Origin of the sequence: Thermococcus sp. EP1 (assembly GCF_001317345.1) — an archaeon.
Taxonomy (GTDB): domain Archaea; phylum Methanobacteriota_B; class Thermococci; order Thermococcales; family Thermococcaceae; genus Thermococcus_A.
In genome coordinates this window covers 94156-107730 of the sequence record NZ_JXCG01000004.1, presented here as the reverse complement: position 1 = coordinate 107730, position 13575 = coordinate 94156, and the positions used below count along the sequence as shown (strand labels likewise).

14 protein-coding genes and 4 tRNA genes are annotated in these 13575 nt (G+C 37.9%); 11 read left to right on the top strand and 7 right to left on the bottom strand.

Annotated elements, in window-relative coordinates:
- Window positions 1–111: 111 nt before the first annotated feature.
- Window positions 112–198 (top strand) — tRNA-Ser (locus EP1X_RS05020).
- Between the two features lie 22 nt (window positions 199–220).
- Window positions 221–295, top strand: a tRNA-Cys gene (locus EP1X_RS05015).
- Window position 296: 1 nt separating this feature from the next.
- On the opposite strand, the gene EP1X_RS05010 is transcribed toward EP1X_RS05015, so the two are convergent.
- Window positions 297–1343 (bottom strand): pyridoxal-phosphate dependent enzyme, encoded by a 1047-nt coding sequence (locus EP1X_RS05010; protein ID WP_055282315.1) that lies wholly within the window; start codon window positions 1341–1343, stop codon window positions 297–299.
- A gap of 72 nt (window positions 1344–1415) precedes the next feature.
- On the opposite strand from EP1X_RS05010, the gene udp reads away from it, so the two are divergent.
- Window positions 1416–2249: a uridine phosphorylase gene (udp, locus tag EP1X_RS05005; protein WP_055282313.1), complete on the top strand. Its 834-nt coding sequence runs from the start codon at window positions 1416–1418 to the stop codon at window positions 2247–2249.
- A gap of 119 nt (window positions 2250–2368) precedes the next feature.
- Here the strand turns inward: udp and EP1X_RS05000 are convergent, their stop codons facing one another.
- Both EP1X_RS05000 and EP1X_RS04995 read right to left on the bottom strand, forming a co-directional pair.
- Window positions 2369–3034: a DUF257 family protein gene (locus EP1X_RS05000; RefSeq protein WP_055282311.1), complete on the bottom strand. Its 666-nt coding sequence runs from the start codon at window positions 3032–3034 to the stop codon at window positions 2369–2371.
- 118 nt (window positions 3035–3152) lie between these two features.
- Window positions 3153–3240, bottom strand: a tRNA-Leu gene (locus EP1X_RS04995).
- Window positions 3241–3357: 117 nt separating this feature from the next.
- Between EP1X_RS04995 and EP1X_RS04990 the strand changes: the two genes are divergently transcribed.
- On the top strand, window positions 3358–3516 hold the full coding sequence (locus EP1X_RS04990) for a 50S ribosomal protein L40e (protein ID WP_055282310.1): 159 nt from the start codon (window positions 3358–3360) through the stop codon (window positions 3514–3516).
- A 2-nt stretch (window positions 3517–3518) separates the two neighbouring features.
- On the opposite strand, the gene EP1X_RS04985 is transcribed toward EP1X_RS04990, so the two are convergent.
- Window positions 3519–3842 (bottom strand): PadR family transcriptional regulator, encoded by a 324-nt coding sequence (locus EP1X_RS04985; RefSeq protein ID WP_055282308.1) that lies wholly within the window; start codon window positions 3840–3842, stop codon window positions 3519–3521.
- 155 nt (window positions 3843–3997) lie between these two features.
- On the opposite strand from EP1X_RS04985, the gene EP1X_RS04980 reads away from it, so the two are divergent.
- Complete coding sequence (locus EP1X_RS04980) at window positions 3998–4297, top strand: FUN14 domain-containing protein (RefSeq protein ID WP_055282306.1); 300 nt, start codon at window positions 3998–4000, stop codon at window positions 4295–4297.
- Between the two features lie 25 nt (window positions 4298–4322).
- Complete coding sequence (locus tag EP1X_RS04975) at window positions 4323–5633, top strand: lipopolysaccharide biosynthesis protein (protein ID WP_055282304.1); 1311 nt, start codon at window positions 4323–4325, stop codon at window positions 5631–5633.
- A gap of 59 nt (window positions 5634–5692) precedes the next feature.
- Here the strand turns inward: EP1X_RS04975 and EP1X_RS04970 are convergent.
- Window positions 5693–5770, bottom strand: a tRNA-Arg gene (locus EP1X_RS04970).
- Between the two features lie 73 nt (window positions 5771–5843).
- On the opposite strand from EP1X_RS04970, the gene EP1X_RS04965 reads away from it, so the two are divergent.
- Window positions 5844–6902, top strand: a complete 1059-nt coding sequence (locus EP1X_RS04965; protein WP_055282533.1) for an aminopeptidase P family protein — start codon at window positions 5844–5846, stop codon at window positions 6900–6902.
- Here the strand turns inward: EP1X_RS04965 and EP1X_RS04960 are convergent.
- Window positions 6888–8420: an amidohydrolase gene (locus EP1X_RS04960; protein WP_156300708.1), complete on the bottom strand. Its 1533-nt coding sequence runs from the start codon at window positions 8418–8420 to the stop codon at window positions 6888–6890. The two genes, EP1X_RS04965 and EP1X_RS04960, sit on opposite strands and share 15 nt — an antisense overlap.
- Window positions 8421–8601: 181 nt before the next feature.
- On the opposite strand from EP1X_RS04960, the gene ftsY reads away from it, so the two are divergent.
- From ftsY to rnhB, 4 genes are all read left to right on the top strand, one after another.
- The gene (gene ftsY, locus EP1X_RS04955; protein WP_055282302.1) at window positions 8602–9504 is read left to right on the top strand and encodes a signal recognition particle-docking protein FtsY; all 903 of its coding nucleotides are present in this window, start codon (window positions 8602–8604) and stop codon (window positions 9502–9504) included.
- A gap of 192 nt (window positions 9505–9696) precedes the next feature.
- The gene (locus tag EP1X_RS04950; protein ID WP_055282300.1) at window positions 9697–10479 is read left to right on the top strand and encodes a metal ABC transporter ATP-binding protein; all 783 of its coding nucleotides are present in this window, start codon (window positions 9697–9699) and stop codon (window positions 10477–10479) included.
- Window positions 10476–11297 (top strand): metal ABC transporter permease, encoded by an 822-nt coding sequence (locus EP1X_RS04945; protein ID WP_055282298.1) that lies wholly within the window; start codon window positions 10476–10478, stop codon window positions 11295–11297. Before EP1X_RS04950 ends, EP1X_RS04945 begins: the two co-directional genes overlap by 4 nt.
- Window positions 11298–11302: 5 nt before the next feature.
- A complete protein-coding gene (gene rnhB, locus EP1X_RS04940) occupies window positions 11303–11977 on the top strand; it encodes a ribonuclease HII (RefSeq protein WP_055282296.1) in 675 nt (224 codons plus the stop codon).
- On the opposite strand, the gene EP1X_RS04935 is transcribed toward rnhB, so the two are convergent.
- Complete coding sequence (locus EP1X_RS04935) at window positions 11949–13505, bottom strand: dolichyl-phosphate-mannose--protein mannosyltransferase (protein ID WP_055282294.1); 1557 nt, start codon at window positions 13503–13505, stop codon at window positions 11949–11951. The genes rnhB and EP1X_RS04935 overlap by 29 nt on opposite strands.
- Window positions 13506–13575: the final 70 nt, after the last annotated feature.

Sequence of the window (13575 nt, the reverse complement as noted above, 5' to 3'; positions counted from 1 at the left end):
ATGGTTTTTTAATACTGGCGTCAAAAAGGCACTCTGTGCATACTCATAGATTCTAGCGTTGCCATTTGCGAAAGATTTAAATACCCTCCCAGACTCCTTAATGTTGAGCATGCCGCGGTAGCCTAGCCTGGTATGGCGTCGGCCTGCTAAGCCGATGGGCGTGGTCCCTCCGGGGTTCAAATCCCCGCCGCGGCGCCAAAAATCTTCTTTAGGGTAAAATGCCGGGATAGCCTAGAGGCGAGGCGGCGGACTGCAGATCCGCTTTACGGGGGTTCAAATCCCCCTCCCGGCTCCATTTAAACGTTTTTTAGTCCAGATCCAGTTAGAGGTATTAGAACTTTAGAACCCTTTTCAAAGTACTCCTCGTTTAAAAGCTTTTTAAATCCTGCATAAGCTGTTGCTGAAGTTGGTTCAACAAGAAATCCCATAGAGATTAATTCATTAAGCGCTTTTTTGATCTCCCTATCTCCAACGGAGACGCATGTTCCATGGGTTGTTTTTAAAACTTCGATCATCTGCTTCTTCCTTGGTGGTTCAGGGATCGCTATTCCCTCTGCTAAATTGCTTCTTTCATCACTCCTCTCACAAAGACTTTCATAACCTTTTCCTTGGACAGCTATCATTTTTGGAATCTCGATTTTTTCAAGAATATTTAGTTCTTTAAATCCCTTATAAGCTCCTAAAAAAAGACTTCCACTACCTACGGGAGTTAATATATAGTCAATGCTTCTTATTTGTTCATATGTTTCATATGCTATCACTTTAGTTCCCTCAATGAAATACGGATTATACCAGTGGGAGATGTAAAGTCCTTTTTTGAATTCTCTGGCCATTGCATGTACCTTCATCCGTGAACCTTGGATTTCATGCACTTCTGCTCCAAAAAATTTGAGCAGTTGTTTTTTCCCTTCGCTCGTATACGCTGGAATAAAGATATGGGTTTTTATCCCCTCACTTTTTCCAAATAGGGCTAAACTTAAAGCAGCATTGCCTGAGGAATCCAAAGTAACTTCTTTAATTCCTGCCTCTTTTAACTTTGCTATCGTTACATAAGTGCCTCTATCTTTAAAAGAGCCACTTGGCATAAGGTATTCGAGCTTGAAAAAAACATGAATTTCATTAATCTCTCTTTTCACAATTGGGGTTATTGGAAGTATCAACTTTGGTAGGAATTCTTCTTTTACAGGCAAAAACTCTAGATATCTTCTAACATCTAGGAACTCTTTTTTGAGTAGGGAATCAAAGTTATTTTCAATTTCACTGATATAGTCTAGAACTCCACCGCACTTACATATAATCTTGAAGTTCTCATAAATCCTTCCGCATGTTTGGCATTTTAACACAGTACCACCTCTCTATTATTAAGGGTTTCATTTATATAGGTCTTTTCTAAAATAACTCTGGAGGTGAGGTGTATGAAGAAGTTCATGCCAGCAGACAGGCCTCAAACTGAAGAAGGATATCAATATCATATAGCTTGTAAACCCGGAGATGTTGCCAGATATGTCCTTCTTCCGGGTGATCCTGAGAGAGTCCCTAAGATAAGTACCCTTTGGGATGAAGCCAAGGAAATAGCCTTTCATAGAGAATATAGAACTCATACAGGCAAATACAAGGGAGTTCCTATAAGCGTTACTTCCACAGGAATTGGTGGACCCTCTACTGCTATAGCAATTGAAGAATTGGCTGCTATAGGAGCGGATACATTTATAAGAGTTGGTTCTACTGGTGCAATTCAACCAGGTATAGAAATCGGTGACTTAATAATAGCAAAAGCAGCCGTTAGACTGGAAGGGACATCAAAACAGTATGTTAGAATAGAGTATCCAGCTGCAGCTGACCTTGAGGTAACGTTAGCTCTTATTGAAGCTGCTGAGAGTTTAGGTGTTAGATATCATGTGGGGATAACAGCTTCTACAGATAGCTTTTATGTTGGTCAGGCAAGACCTGGTTTAAATGGTTACTTCCCAAGCTTTGCAAAACACCTTATAGATGATTTAAGGCAAGCAAGGGTTACTAACTTTGAAATGGAAGCAGCAACACTTTATACTCTGGCGAATATTTATGGACTTAGGGCAGGTTGTGTTTGTGCAGTTTTTGCTAATAGAGTAACCAATCAGTTTGGAAAAGAGGGTGAAAAAGAAGCTGCCCTAGTTGCTAGCGAAGCTGTTAAGATATTGGCTGAATGGGATGAAGAGAAGGAAAAAAGAGGTAGAAAATACTGGTTTCCAGGTTTAAGAAACCTTTGATTATCTAGTTTTATTTTTAACTATCTATATTTAGAAGAGATGTTTTTGAGTCTACACCCCTACTTCTGGGATCTCGATTTTCTTTGATAAGCTTGTTCTTAATGCAAGGAGGTAAGTTTTCATGCTTTGAGTGATACAACTATTTCTTTTCCGGTTAGAGGTCCGTTTATTGATTTTATGATAATTACTTTCATTTTTTCTAAATGTCCCTGAACTCGTATTACTGTTGTAGCAAGCTCCTCAAGCCAAGATAAAATTGCTGGATGGATCTTGTTAAGAACATCAATATTGACAAAATAGAATGCAATTCTTCTTTTGTCTCCCTTAAAAGCTATAGCATTGCCCAATAATGTCATGATTTCTTCTTTTGAACTGTGTATATAAAAGGCCCTATCAAGGCCCAACACCGGGTTAATTACATTCCCTTTTTCTATTGTGGAACTAAAGAGGCTTATATACTTAGTAGATTCTACACGAACGTCATTAACTGGAATTTGTCCGATAACGTTGCCAACTCTCTTTCTTCCACCAGTTTTTATAACTAATATATCTTCTAAAATTCTGGTATCAAGACCTAATAGATCAAGCGTTGTCTTGAAAGTGTAAAATGTATCAAGATTATCATCAACGACGACTTTATACTCTCTCTTTTTTGCCCACTGAATAAGCATATAAAGCAACAAATCTGGATGGGTGAGGGAATTGTACTCTATTAAAACTCCTTCGCCAAATCTAAGTTCTTCGAAGACCGCTTCCACTTCAGGCATAAAGAGAAAGGTTGGCATTTTTTCACCTCTAGTATTTAAAATGATAATTCGAAAATAAAAATTTTTCCTTAAAAAAATATCCGAATTTCAAATGATAGTTTTATACACAAAACTATTTCAGAATCTCTATAAAAACTGGTGCGGGGGACGGGATTCGAACCCGCGTAGCCCTACGGCAACGGATCTTAAGTCCGTCCCCTTTGGCCAGGCTCGGGCACCCCCGCTCATAAGTGAAAGAGCAAGGTTTGATTAAAAAGCTTTCGGTGGATAATATAAAAAAGGTAAAGCTTAAAAAGAAATGCTTGTAAGTGAACACAGTCAAGATCATGGAGGGAATTAAAATGGCGAGGTTTCCTGAAGCTGAGGCAAGGATATTTAGGAAATATATATGTATGAGGTGCGGTGCTACTAATCCATGGAAAGCAGAAAAATGCAGAAAGTGCGGATACAAGGGACTAAGAGCAAAAGCTAGAGAGCCAAGAGGAGGAGCTGGACGTTAGTGTCATTTGAGCTTCTCTAATAATTCTTCTATAAATTTTATTCCTTCTTCGAGGAGCTTTTCTCCCTTTTCAGTAAGTTTGTAATATTTTCTCGAGGGCCTTCCAGTCTCACTTTCTTGCCATTCTGAGGTGACGTATCCTTCGTGTTCAAGTTTGTATAAAACAACGTAACTACTTACAGTAGCGGGTTCAAATCCAAACCTCTCTTTTATTTCATTTTTAAGTTCATATGCGTACATTGCTCTATCTTTTAGAAGTCTCAGTATGTACATCCAAAGAACTTCTTTCGTTATTTTCTCTTTCAGTCTATCCATGGGAGTCGTCATCTGTATCACCTTTGATGGTGTATATTATCTAACATTAAAACTTTTATGTATTGTAAATATCTGGATTTCATAGCATTTAAACATTTTGTTATTATAAAATCAAAAAGCAAAAGTATTTAATCAATTATTTCCAAAAAGATAAACGGTGAGGCATGATGAACTTCGATATTAGTGGAATAATGGGTGACATGGGAATAGGAGCAGTTGTGGGTTTTATAACGGGGTATGCGCTTAAAAAGTTCATCAAAATAGTACTTACTTTGATAGGAGCTTATATATTGAGCCTTTTCTGGCTTCAACAAAAAGGAGTTATAAGTATTAATACCGATGCCCTTTTCAATCTTGCAGAAAGCGCAACAACATCAACCTTAACTTTGGCTGAGAGGGCGGTAGGAATTCTTCCAGGAACAGGAGCATTTGTAGCTGGGTTCTACCTTGGATTCCGCAAAGGTTAAATTTTGCTTTATCTGATTTTCTTTTATGAGTTATGAGAGAAAACTAATGTTGAGGCATTCTTTGGCAAGCATCGTTGCTCTCGCTATCTTTGGTGCTAGTAGGTTCATTTATAGTGTCATTATTTCAAGAAAGTTTGGCATTGAAATTCTTGGGAGGGCAAACTCTTTAATCTCTCAAGCATTTCTTCTTGCAATTCCACTGAGCTTCTTTGCAGTTGCATTGGGAAAGTATACTTCTGAATTTCTGGCAAAAGCTGAAAAAGAAAAGATAAAATCCATAACCACAATAGGATTCGCTTTTCCGTTTGTGGGGTTTTGTTTGATTCCGTTTAATCTATTTCTCGGAGTAATAGCTCTTCTTAGAGCATTCCAACTAACTTTTAGAAGCTTTATTTATGGCCTTCATAGGGGTGAGGTTTATGCCTATGTGATGTGTGTTTCTTTTCTTTTTTTCATAGGTGGTTTTTTGTTTGAAAATTATTATGCTCCGTATATAGGCCTACTTTTAGTTATTACCATTTCTGGGTTCATTTATCTCTTCAAAAATAAACTTCTTGGAAAGCCTAAATTTGAGGATTTCAAACTTCTTACTAGGTATTCTTCTTTTGCTTTTCTTGGGACGCTCTCGGGCGTTTTTTTGGTTCAGGCTCCATACTTTTTGAGTGAAAAATTCGCTGGTTCTATTGTTGCAGGTATTGTTTCAGCTTCGCTTTCCTCGGCTTTTTTACTGACATATCTTCCTCAAGTGTTTCAATCTGCTATAATGCCACTTTATTCCTATAAATATGGGAAGAATGAAATGAACTACGTTAGATGGCTTGCTGAAGAATCCACAAAGATGCTCTCACTTTTTGTGGCTTTTATTGTTTTTATTCTAATACTTGTGGGGAGAGAGCTTCTTTCAGTTCTCTTTGGGTTTACTCTTGGTAATGAGTTCTATCTTGCCCTCATGGCAGTTGAAACGTATATAGCTTACAATCCTAGCATAGTTGCATTGAATTCAACTCAGTACGTGAGAGAGGGAACTTTTGTGGCTATTTTTGGCGCGATAATTTCATTAGTTTCATGGTTAACATTGATAAAGCCGTTTGAGGAATATGGGGCTGTTTTAGGTCTACTATTGGGTTATTTGGCAATACTTCTCATGACGGCATGGATTTCATATAAGAACATTGGGATTTCTCCTAGATCCTATTTCCCATTTGTATTAGCAGTATCGGTTCAGGGCTTGATATTTATCTCAAAAAGTCTCTTTTTTATAGGGTTTTTGGTCTATTTGCTAGGTGTTAAGGAAGAGGTAAAAAAAGCTTTGGAGCTCTTCAGAGCTTATATTTAAATCTTTTCTTAGAGCGAAGAGAGTTTTGGTTTAGGGTTAGAAAAGTCTATTCAAAAATTTGGCGCCCCGGCGGGGATTCGAACCCCGGACCTCGAGGTCCGCAGCCTCGCGCCCTATCCAGACTAGGCCACCGGGGCATCCAAGGAAACTTTTGGAGGAGGCCTTATAAATTTTGCTTACTATTGAAATGTGGTGGGGATTGTGAAGAGAATGAAGAGATTTTTGAGTTATCTTGGGAGATACGATGGAGCTTTAATAACGCCAAGCACTAACCTATATTATCTCACGGGGATGAAGCCTCAAGCGACAGAAGAACGACTTTTTCTTTTAGTTGTTAATAAGGAGGGAGAAAGTACTCTAATTGCCCCTAAACTATATGAGAATGAAATAGAATGGGAAGAAGTGATCTTCTGGAGCGACAATGAAAATCCATATGAAATTTTAGATAATGTGCTCTCATCCTTAAATTTGAAGACCGGAAAAATTTTGATTGAAGATACAATGAGAGCAAGTTTTCTTATTAATATCGAGCACCTTCTTAAGGATTACGAACTCTTTCCCCTGAGTATAGTTACGAGAGAAATGAGAATATATAAGGATGAGGAAGAAACAAAACTAATGAAAAAAGCCGCTCAAATAGCTGATGAAGTGTTCTATGAAGTAATTAACATGGATTTAGAAGGTAAAACTGAAAAACAAGTAGCCTTGGAAATAGAGTTTTTACTTCGAGAACAGTCTGAGGGCATGGCTTTTGATCCCATAGTTGCTGCAGGTAAGAATGCTGCAAATCCCCATCACACACCCGGTGAAAGGAAAATAAGGAGAGGAGATCTTGTAATCCTCGACTTTGGAGCAAAATACAAGGGCTATTGTTCTGATATAACACGAACTGTAGCGATTGGTGAAGTTAATGAAAAACTTAAGGAGATTTATGAAATCGTAAAAGAAGCTCAAGAACGGGCCTTTCAAAGCGTTCATAGGGGAATAATGGCTAGGGAGGTTGACAGCGCAGCGAGAGATTATATAACTAAAGCTGGTTATGGGAAGTATTTTATCCACAGAACTGGGCATGGTCTTGGGTTGGAAGTGCATGAGGAGCCTTACATAAGTGCTACTAGTGGAACTGTTCTTGAGGATGGCATGACATTTACAATTGAACCCGGAATTTACCTTCCTGGGATAGGGGGCGTTAGAATAGAGGATGATGTTATTGTAAAGAAAAAGGGAAAAAGACTTACTAAAGCCGAGAGGGATTTAATAATACTTTAGGCCTCCAACATAGGCTTCTAGAACATTTATGCTCTTTAGCTCTTTTTCATTCACTTCAAAGGGGTCTTTATCAACCACAATAAAATCAGCAAACTTTCCGTTCTCTAAACTTCCAAGTTCATTTTCAACATACATTATATAGGCTGATCCATATGTATAAGCCTTCATGGCTTCCTCCAGGCTTAGACACTCCTCTTTTGTATATTCATAAGTCTCGATTCCTTCAAATTTTCCTCTTGTCACTGCGGCATAAACACTCTCCCAAGGATTAATAGGTTCTATTGGGGAATCTGTTCCAAATCCAATGGGTATCCCTCTTTTGAGCATTTTTTTGAATGGGTATATCCATCCTGCTCTTTCTTTTCCAACACGTTTGACAGCCCACCAATCACTTATTATAAATCTGGGCTGAACTGAGGTGACAACTCCGAGTTCTCTCATTTTTTTCATCTGGTCTTCTCTCAAAATGGAGGCATGCTCTATTCGGGGCCTTAAATCACTCTTGAACTCTTCATAGATTCTTAGTATCATATCTGTGGTTTTGTCTCCTATAGCATGAATTGCCATCTGGAGACCAAGTGCATGAGCCTCTTTGACTATTTTTCTAAGCTCTTCTTCACTTATATTTGGGTGTCCGTTTGTGGGAACGTCAGCATAGGGTTTTGAAAGCCATGCTGTCCTAGCCCCGAGGCTACCATCCGCAAGAACTTTTATTCCCATTATTTTAACCTTTTTACCTCCAGTTCCTTTCTTTAGACCAAGTTTTTTCATGGTTTTAAGAAGTGATGGGTTCAGATAGAGAAAAACTCTAATGGGCAGTTTTCCTTCACTATCCAACTCTATGAGGGCTTTTAAACTTTTTTCGTTTACACTGACGAAACCAATGCTTGTGATTCCCTGAGATAAGGCAAACTTTACTCCTTTCTCAATAAAATGCTTATAATCTTCTACACTTAGAGTTTTGTTTACAATTTTTCTAACCTTCTCAAGGGCATTTTCTCTTACTATCCCCTTTTCAAGATCGACGTCTTCTTCCTCGTTTAGTTTTGTAATCTCTATGGCTTTGGAGTTCAAAACAGCTACATGGAAGCAGGTTCTATATAAGAGAACAGGTTTGTTTTGGATAATCTCATCTATATCTTTTCTAGTTGGATATCTTCCAAGTCTCTCCTGATCCCACCCAAAACCAAGAATCCAGCTTGTTTCCACCTTTGCACTATACTCTTTAAGCCTTTTTTTCAACTCTTCTATACTTTTTGCTTCTTTGAGGTTAAGCATTTGAAGAGATTGACCAAGAGCAGTTAGATGTATGTGGGAATCTATAAAACCAGGCAATACTATTCTTCCCTTTAAGTCTATTATCTCCCCTTGGAGTTCTCTTGCAATTTTCATAGCTTTTTCACAGTTTCCTGTATAGATTATCCTTTCATTAGCCACAACAAGTCCATTAACGATTTTCACTGGTTGAAAGGATGTGTAAATTTTTCCATTTATGTATGCCTTGATCAAATTGTTCACCCATTATAGTTTTTAACTTTGCTTTATATTTTCTGCGCCATCAAAAAGTCCTTAAATGATAAAGTGTATCAAAAAACAGCCGATGAAGAACGGTTTCGGAACTGAGAATGTGATGATACCAGCTATCGCTGAGGCTTATCTTTATAAATGTGACGCATTATCATAAATCCGGTGGCGGCAGATGTTTGGAAAGCTCAAGGAAAAGTTAAGCTCATTCGTTGATAAAGTTGCTCAAACAGAGATAAGTGAGAAAGATGTGGAAAATGCCTTATGGGACCTTGAACTAGAACTTCTAGAAGCAGATGTTGCACTAGAAGTTGTAGATGAACTTAAAGAGAGAATAAAACAAAAACTTGTAGGACAAAAGGTTAAAATTGGCACTAATAAGAGAGAAGTTGTTGAAAATGCTGTTAGAGATGCAGTTCTTGAGGTCTTAACCCCAGAAAAAAGAATAGATTTGTTGGAAATAATAAAATCAAAGAAAGAAAAGCCCTTTGTAATAGTTTTTGTTGGATTTAATGGGAGCGGAAAGACGACAACTATAGCAAAGCTTGCAAACTGGCTTAAAAAACACGGACTTAGCGTGGTTATAGCAGCTAGTGATACTTTTAGAGCTGGTGCCATAGAGCAGGTGGAGGAACATGCAAAAAGAGTAGGTGTTAAGATCATAAAACACGGCTATAAATCTGATCCCGCTGCAGTAGCTTACGATGCTATAGAGCATGCAAAAGCAAGAGGAATTGATGTCGTCCTAGTTGATACAGCCGGAAGAAATGAACTTAATAGAAATTTAATGGACGAAATGAAGAAGATAGCGAGAGTTACTAAGCCAGATCTCGTCATGTTTGTCGGAGATGCGTTGGCTGGAAATGCAATAATAGAGCAGGCAAGGCAGTTTAACGATGCGGTTAAAATTGATGGAGTTATCTTGACTAAATTAGATGCAGACGCAAGAGGAGGAGCAGCATTAAGTATAAGTCATGCTATAGGTGCCCCAATACTTTTTGTAGGTGTTGGACAGGGTTACGATGACTTAATGCCTTTTGATGAAAAGTGGATGCTTGAACGGTTATTTGGTGAGTGAAATGGAATTCTTTTTGTTTTTTAAGGTTTTTCTCTATATCTTTGTAGTTTTTTTGCAGTTATTAGGAGGATGGGGGCAATTCTAGCTTCAATGGCCGTACAACTTGTGATTAACGAGATTAGAGGAGTATTTGGCATTTAATCTCCATAAACTTTTTAAATTTTTTAGGTAAACCTAATTGAGGGTGGAAAATTGATAATAGCTGAAAATCTGAACATTTATTATGATAGTTATAGAGCAATTGAGGATGTGACATTTGAGCTAAATACTGGAGAGACTCTTCTTCTGCTGGGCCCGAATGGTGCTGGAAAAACCACGCTTTTAAGGACCATTGCTGGGCTCCATGAAGAGTACAGAGGAAAACTCTTAGTATTTGGAAAAACTCCGGTTAAAGCTAGAGATATTATCTCTTATGTTCCTCAAAGTCATTCTTTAAATGAACGTGTGCCCCTAAAGGCTATCGAAGTAGTTGCTATGGGTGCACTCTATAAGAAAGGTCTGGTTCATTTTAGCATCCCTAAAGAAATATTAAAAGAATCGGAAAAGGCACTAGAATTTGTGGGTCTTAAGAGAGTAAAGGACAAACGGTTTGCAGAACTTAGTGGAGGACAAAAACAGAGAGTTTTACTTGCAAGAGCACTTGTATCAAAGCCTAAATTACTCTTGCTAGATGAGCCTCTATCAGCTCTTGATCCTAGCGCGAGGGTTGAGGTTGTTTCTGTTATAGCAAAAATAAAACATGAGACAGGTATTACAGTAATCATAACCACTCATGATCCAAACCCTCTAACGGAGATTGGTGATAAAATAATGCTCATTAACAGACGTCTCATAGCCTTTGGGATTCCCGAAGATGTACTTAAAGACGAGATAATAACAAAGGTATACGGTCCTCTTTCTAAAGCTGTTAAAGTTGGCGAGAGAATGTACTGTTTTATAGGTGATGTACACTTGCATAGGAGGGAGGAAAAGTGATCCCCGAGTATCTACTTAGAGCTCTTTTGGGGGGTATAATGGTTAGTGTACTGTTAGGTATGCTTAGTCCCTTAATAAATATGAAAGGTCTGGCGTTTTTAACTCATGCTATCTTTCATTCTCTACTCCTTGGTGCGGTTCTGGGTATGATACTCGGATTACTTTTTGAAAACCTTTCTCTAATCCTTTGGATGGCATTAATAGTTACAATTTTTGTAGTAATCTTGGTGGCATTTCTTGAAGATAGGGGGTTTGGGAGTGATACAGCAATAGGAATAATAGCTAGCTTTATAGCAGGTTTTACGGTTTTAGGTTTCGGAATTTTGTATAAGGTAATGGCACTCAAACCCTACTTTGCATTCTCTCAAAGTATAGTTTCTTATCTTACAGGTGAACTTTTCCTAATTACACTCAATGATCTACTCTTTTTGATCCTAGGTGGGGTGGTAATATTTTTTGTCATGCTTGCCTTTTATAGGGACTTTTTGTATGTGAGTTTTGATGCTGAAGGGCTTGAGAGTTACTCTGGCAATGCAAAGTTTTATCTTACCCTTCTCTATGTGGTGGTAGGAGCTACGGGAGCATTGATAGTTAGAACTGTGGGATTGATAACCCTTCAAGTTATTGCAGTTTTACCTGGTGCAATAGCATTAATGTTGAGTAATGATCTTAGAAAGATCTTAGGGATTAGCTTGGGCTTAACTCTCTCAGTTCAGGTACTTTCTATAATATTGGCATATTTTACTGATATTCCACCGAGTGGAATAGCCACTATAATACTTGGTTTGGTTTATGGAACTTTAGTTTTAAGGAGGTAGAAAAAATGAAACTTGGAGGCATAGATGAAGCTGGAAGGGGCCCTGTTGTAGGACCACTTGTAATAGCGGCTGTAGTTGTAGATGAGTCAAAACTCTCTAACCTTGAAACTTTAGGAGTTAAAGATTCGAAAAAATTGAGTCCTAAGAAGAGAGAAGAACTTTTTAAGGAAATAATCAGACTTGTTGATGATTATTTTATTTTAGAGATTTCTCCTGAGGAGATAGATAATAGAGAAGGTACTATGAACGAATTTGAAGTTGAAAACTTTATTAAGGTCTTAAATTCACTTAATCTCAAACCTGATGTCCTCTATATAGATGCTGCTGATGTGAAGGAAGAACGTTTTGGAGAGGTAATTGGGAAGAGACTATCATTTTCTCCCAAGATAGTAGCGGAGCATAAGGCAGATTCTAAGTATATTCCAGTAGCAGCAGCTTCAATTCTTGCGAAAGTTACGAGAGATAGAGCAATAGAAAAACTCAAGGAAGCTTATGGAGAAATAGGATCCGGTTATCCCAGTGACCCAATTACAAGACGATTTCTAGAGGAATACTATAAGAAGCATGGTGTTTTTCCGCCCATAGTAAGGAAAAGCTGGAAAACCTTGGAAAAAATCGAAGAAAAACTAAAAAATAAAGAAGCGCAATCTACTATTTTAGATTTCTTAAAAAGGTCTTAAACTTCTGAATTTTTTCCCATATCCACAAGAGAATGCCTTTTGTCCATCTCCAGTACATTTGGATAGAATTCTTGAAATACTCCCATTTTATTATCTCATAGGCCATTACTCCCAACGTTACAGCTCCAGGAGGGACTAAGGGAGTTGCATAGAAACTAAACTGCGTCTTACCTCCAAGGATCCATTGGAGTGCATAGAAGGCTATAGTGCTCCAGAAGATTCCGAAAGGAATTAGGAGTTTTCTTCTTTTTATAGCAGCATATGGAATCGCAAAGATAAATACGATCATTGAGAGCATTAAAATGGGATCGGTCGCTGCAAATATGTCGGGGTTGTAATGAAAGGCAAAAGGTTTGAGGCTTATGAACCATTCCCAGAAGGGTGAATTTGCAGGATGATCACCCTTGTAACTTAAGTGCCATCCAAAGCTTCCGATAAATTCTGAAAGCCATGGGAAGAACCCTATCGCCATAATTATTGGCAGTTGTGGGAGGAGGAAAGCAATTGCAGGTAAGAATATTAGAGAAACTAGGCATTTTTTAAGCTCCGTTTTCTCTTTGAGTGTTTTTATAACTAGTACTGGATAAGAAAATACTCCATTGAGTTTTGTGGAAGCTGCAAGCCCGATTGAGCTCCCACTTAAACTGTACCTATCGAGAATTAAGAAATACATAAAAACAGCGGTGAAAAACGCTACGTGAATATCGAGCATGGCAGCAAGAGAAGTTGCATATAGCAAAGGATCAAATGCAGAAAATACTAAGGCTATGAAAGCTGCCAAATAACTTTTCACGATTTTATATGTTACTAAAAAGACGATAAGATTTATGATGGCATGTTCTATCAGTCCAGGGAGACGCCAAAAAATAGGTTTGTCCTCTATGAGCATTCCTAGCATTATAATGTCTTTTCCAAGAAACGGATGTTCGGTGTTAAGATAGTTCTGGATGTTCTCTTTATCAGGATATCGAAAGCCTTTTACAATTTCAATTTCTTCTATCTTTTTGACTTCTTCTATAAATTCATCAATGTTTTCTTGGGGAATCTCATAGTAAACTCCAGGGAAGTTGGCATATGGTTTATAGTACGTATAGTTGTATCTCTTGGCTATCACTTCTATTTTAAATTTAATTTCATCGAAATTAGATGTCTGAGTTTTGTTTAATGGTGTAAATTCAAGTTTTACCCCTATTTTAGAGAGAAGAGGAGGGGTTTGGAAAGCAACGTTTCTCGTATATGGCCTTGTGAATTCAAATCCAAATGCACTCACCTTCACGTATCCTTTGATTATTGTACCCTTAGAGATGATATTTACACCTTCTGAATTCGTTGTCTCATTTAGATAATGAAGTTCAAAGCCAAGTTTGTGGAGAACATTTCTAGCAGCTGGGATATACCACACCTCGTCTCCAATATAATCATAAAGTTCTGAGCTTGAGGCTTTTTCATATGAATACCAAAAGGTTCCAAGTATTATCAAAGCAACCAATGCAAAGTAGAGTCTCTTCTTAAGTTCCCTCATCCCCATCCCACTAGATTTAATCCAACTCTCTTTAAACCCTTTCGCACAAATCTTTAAAAATTCCGAAAATAGGAAG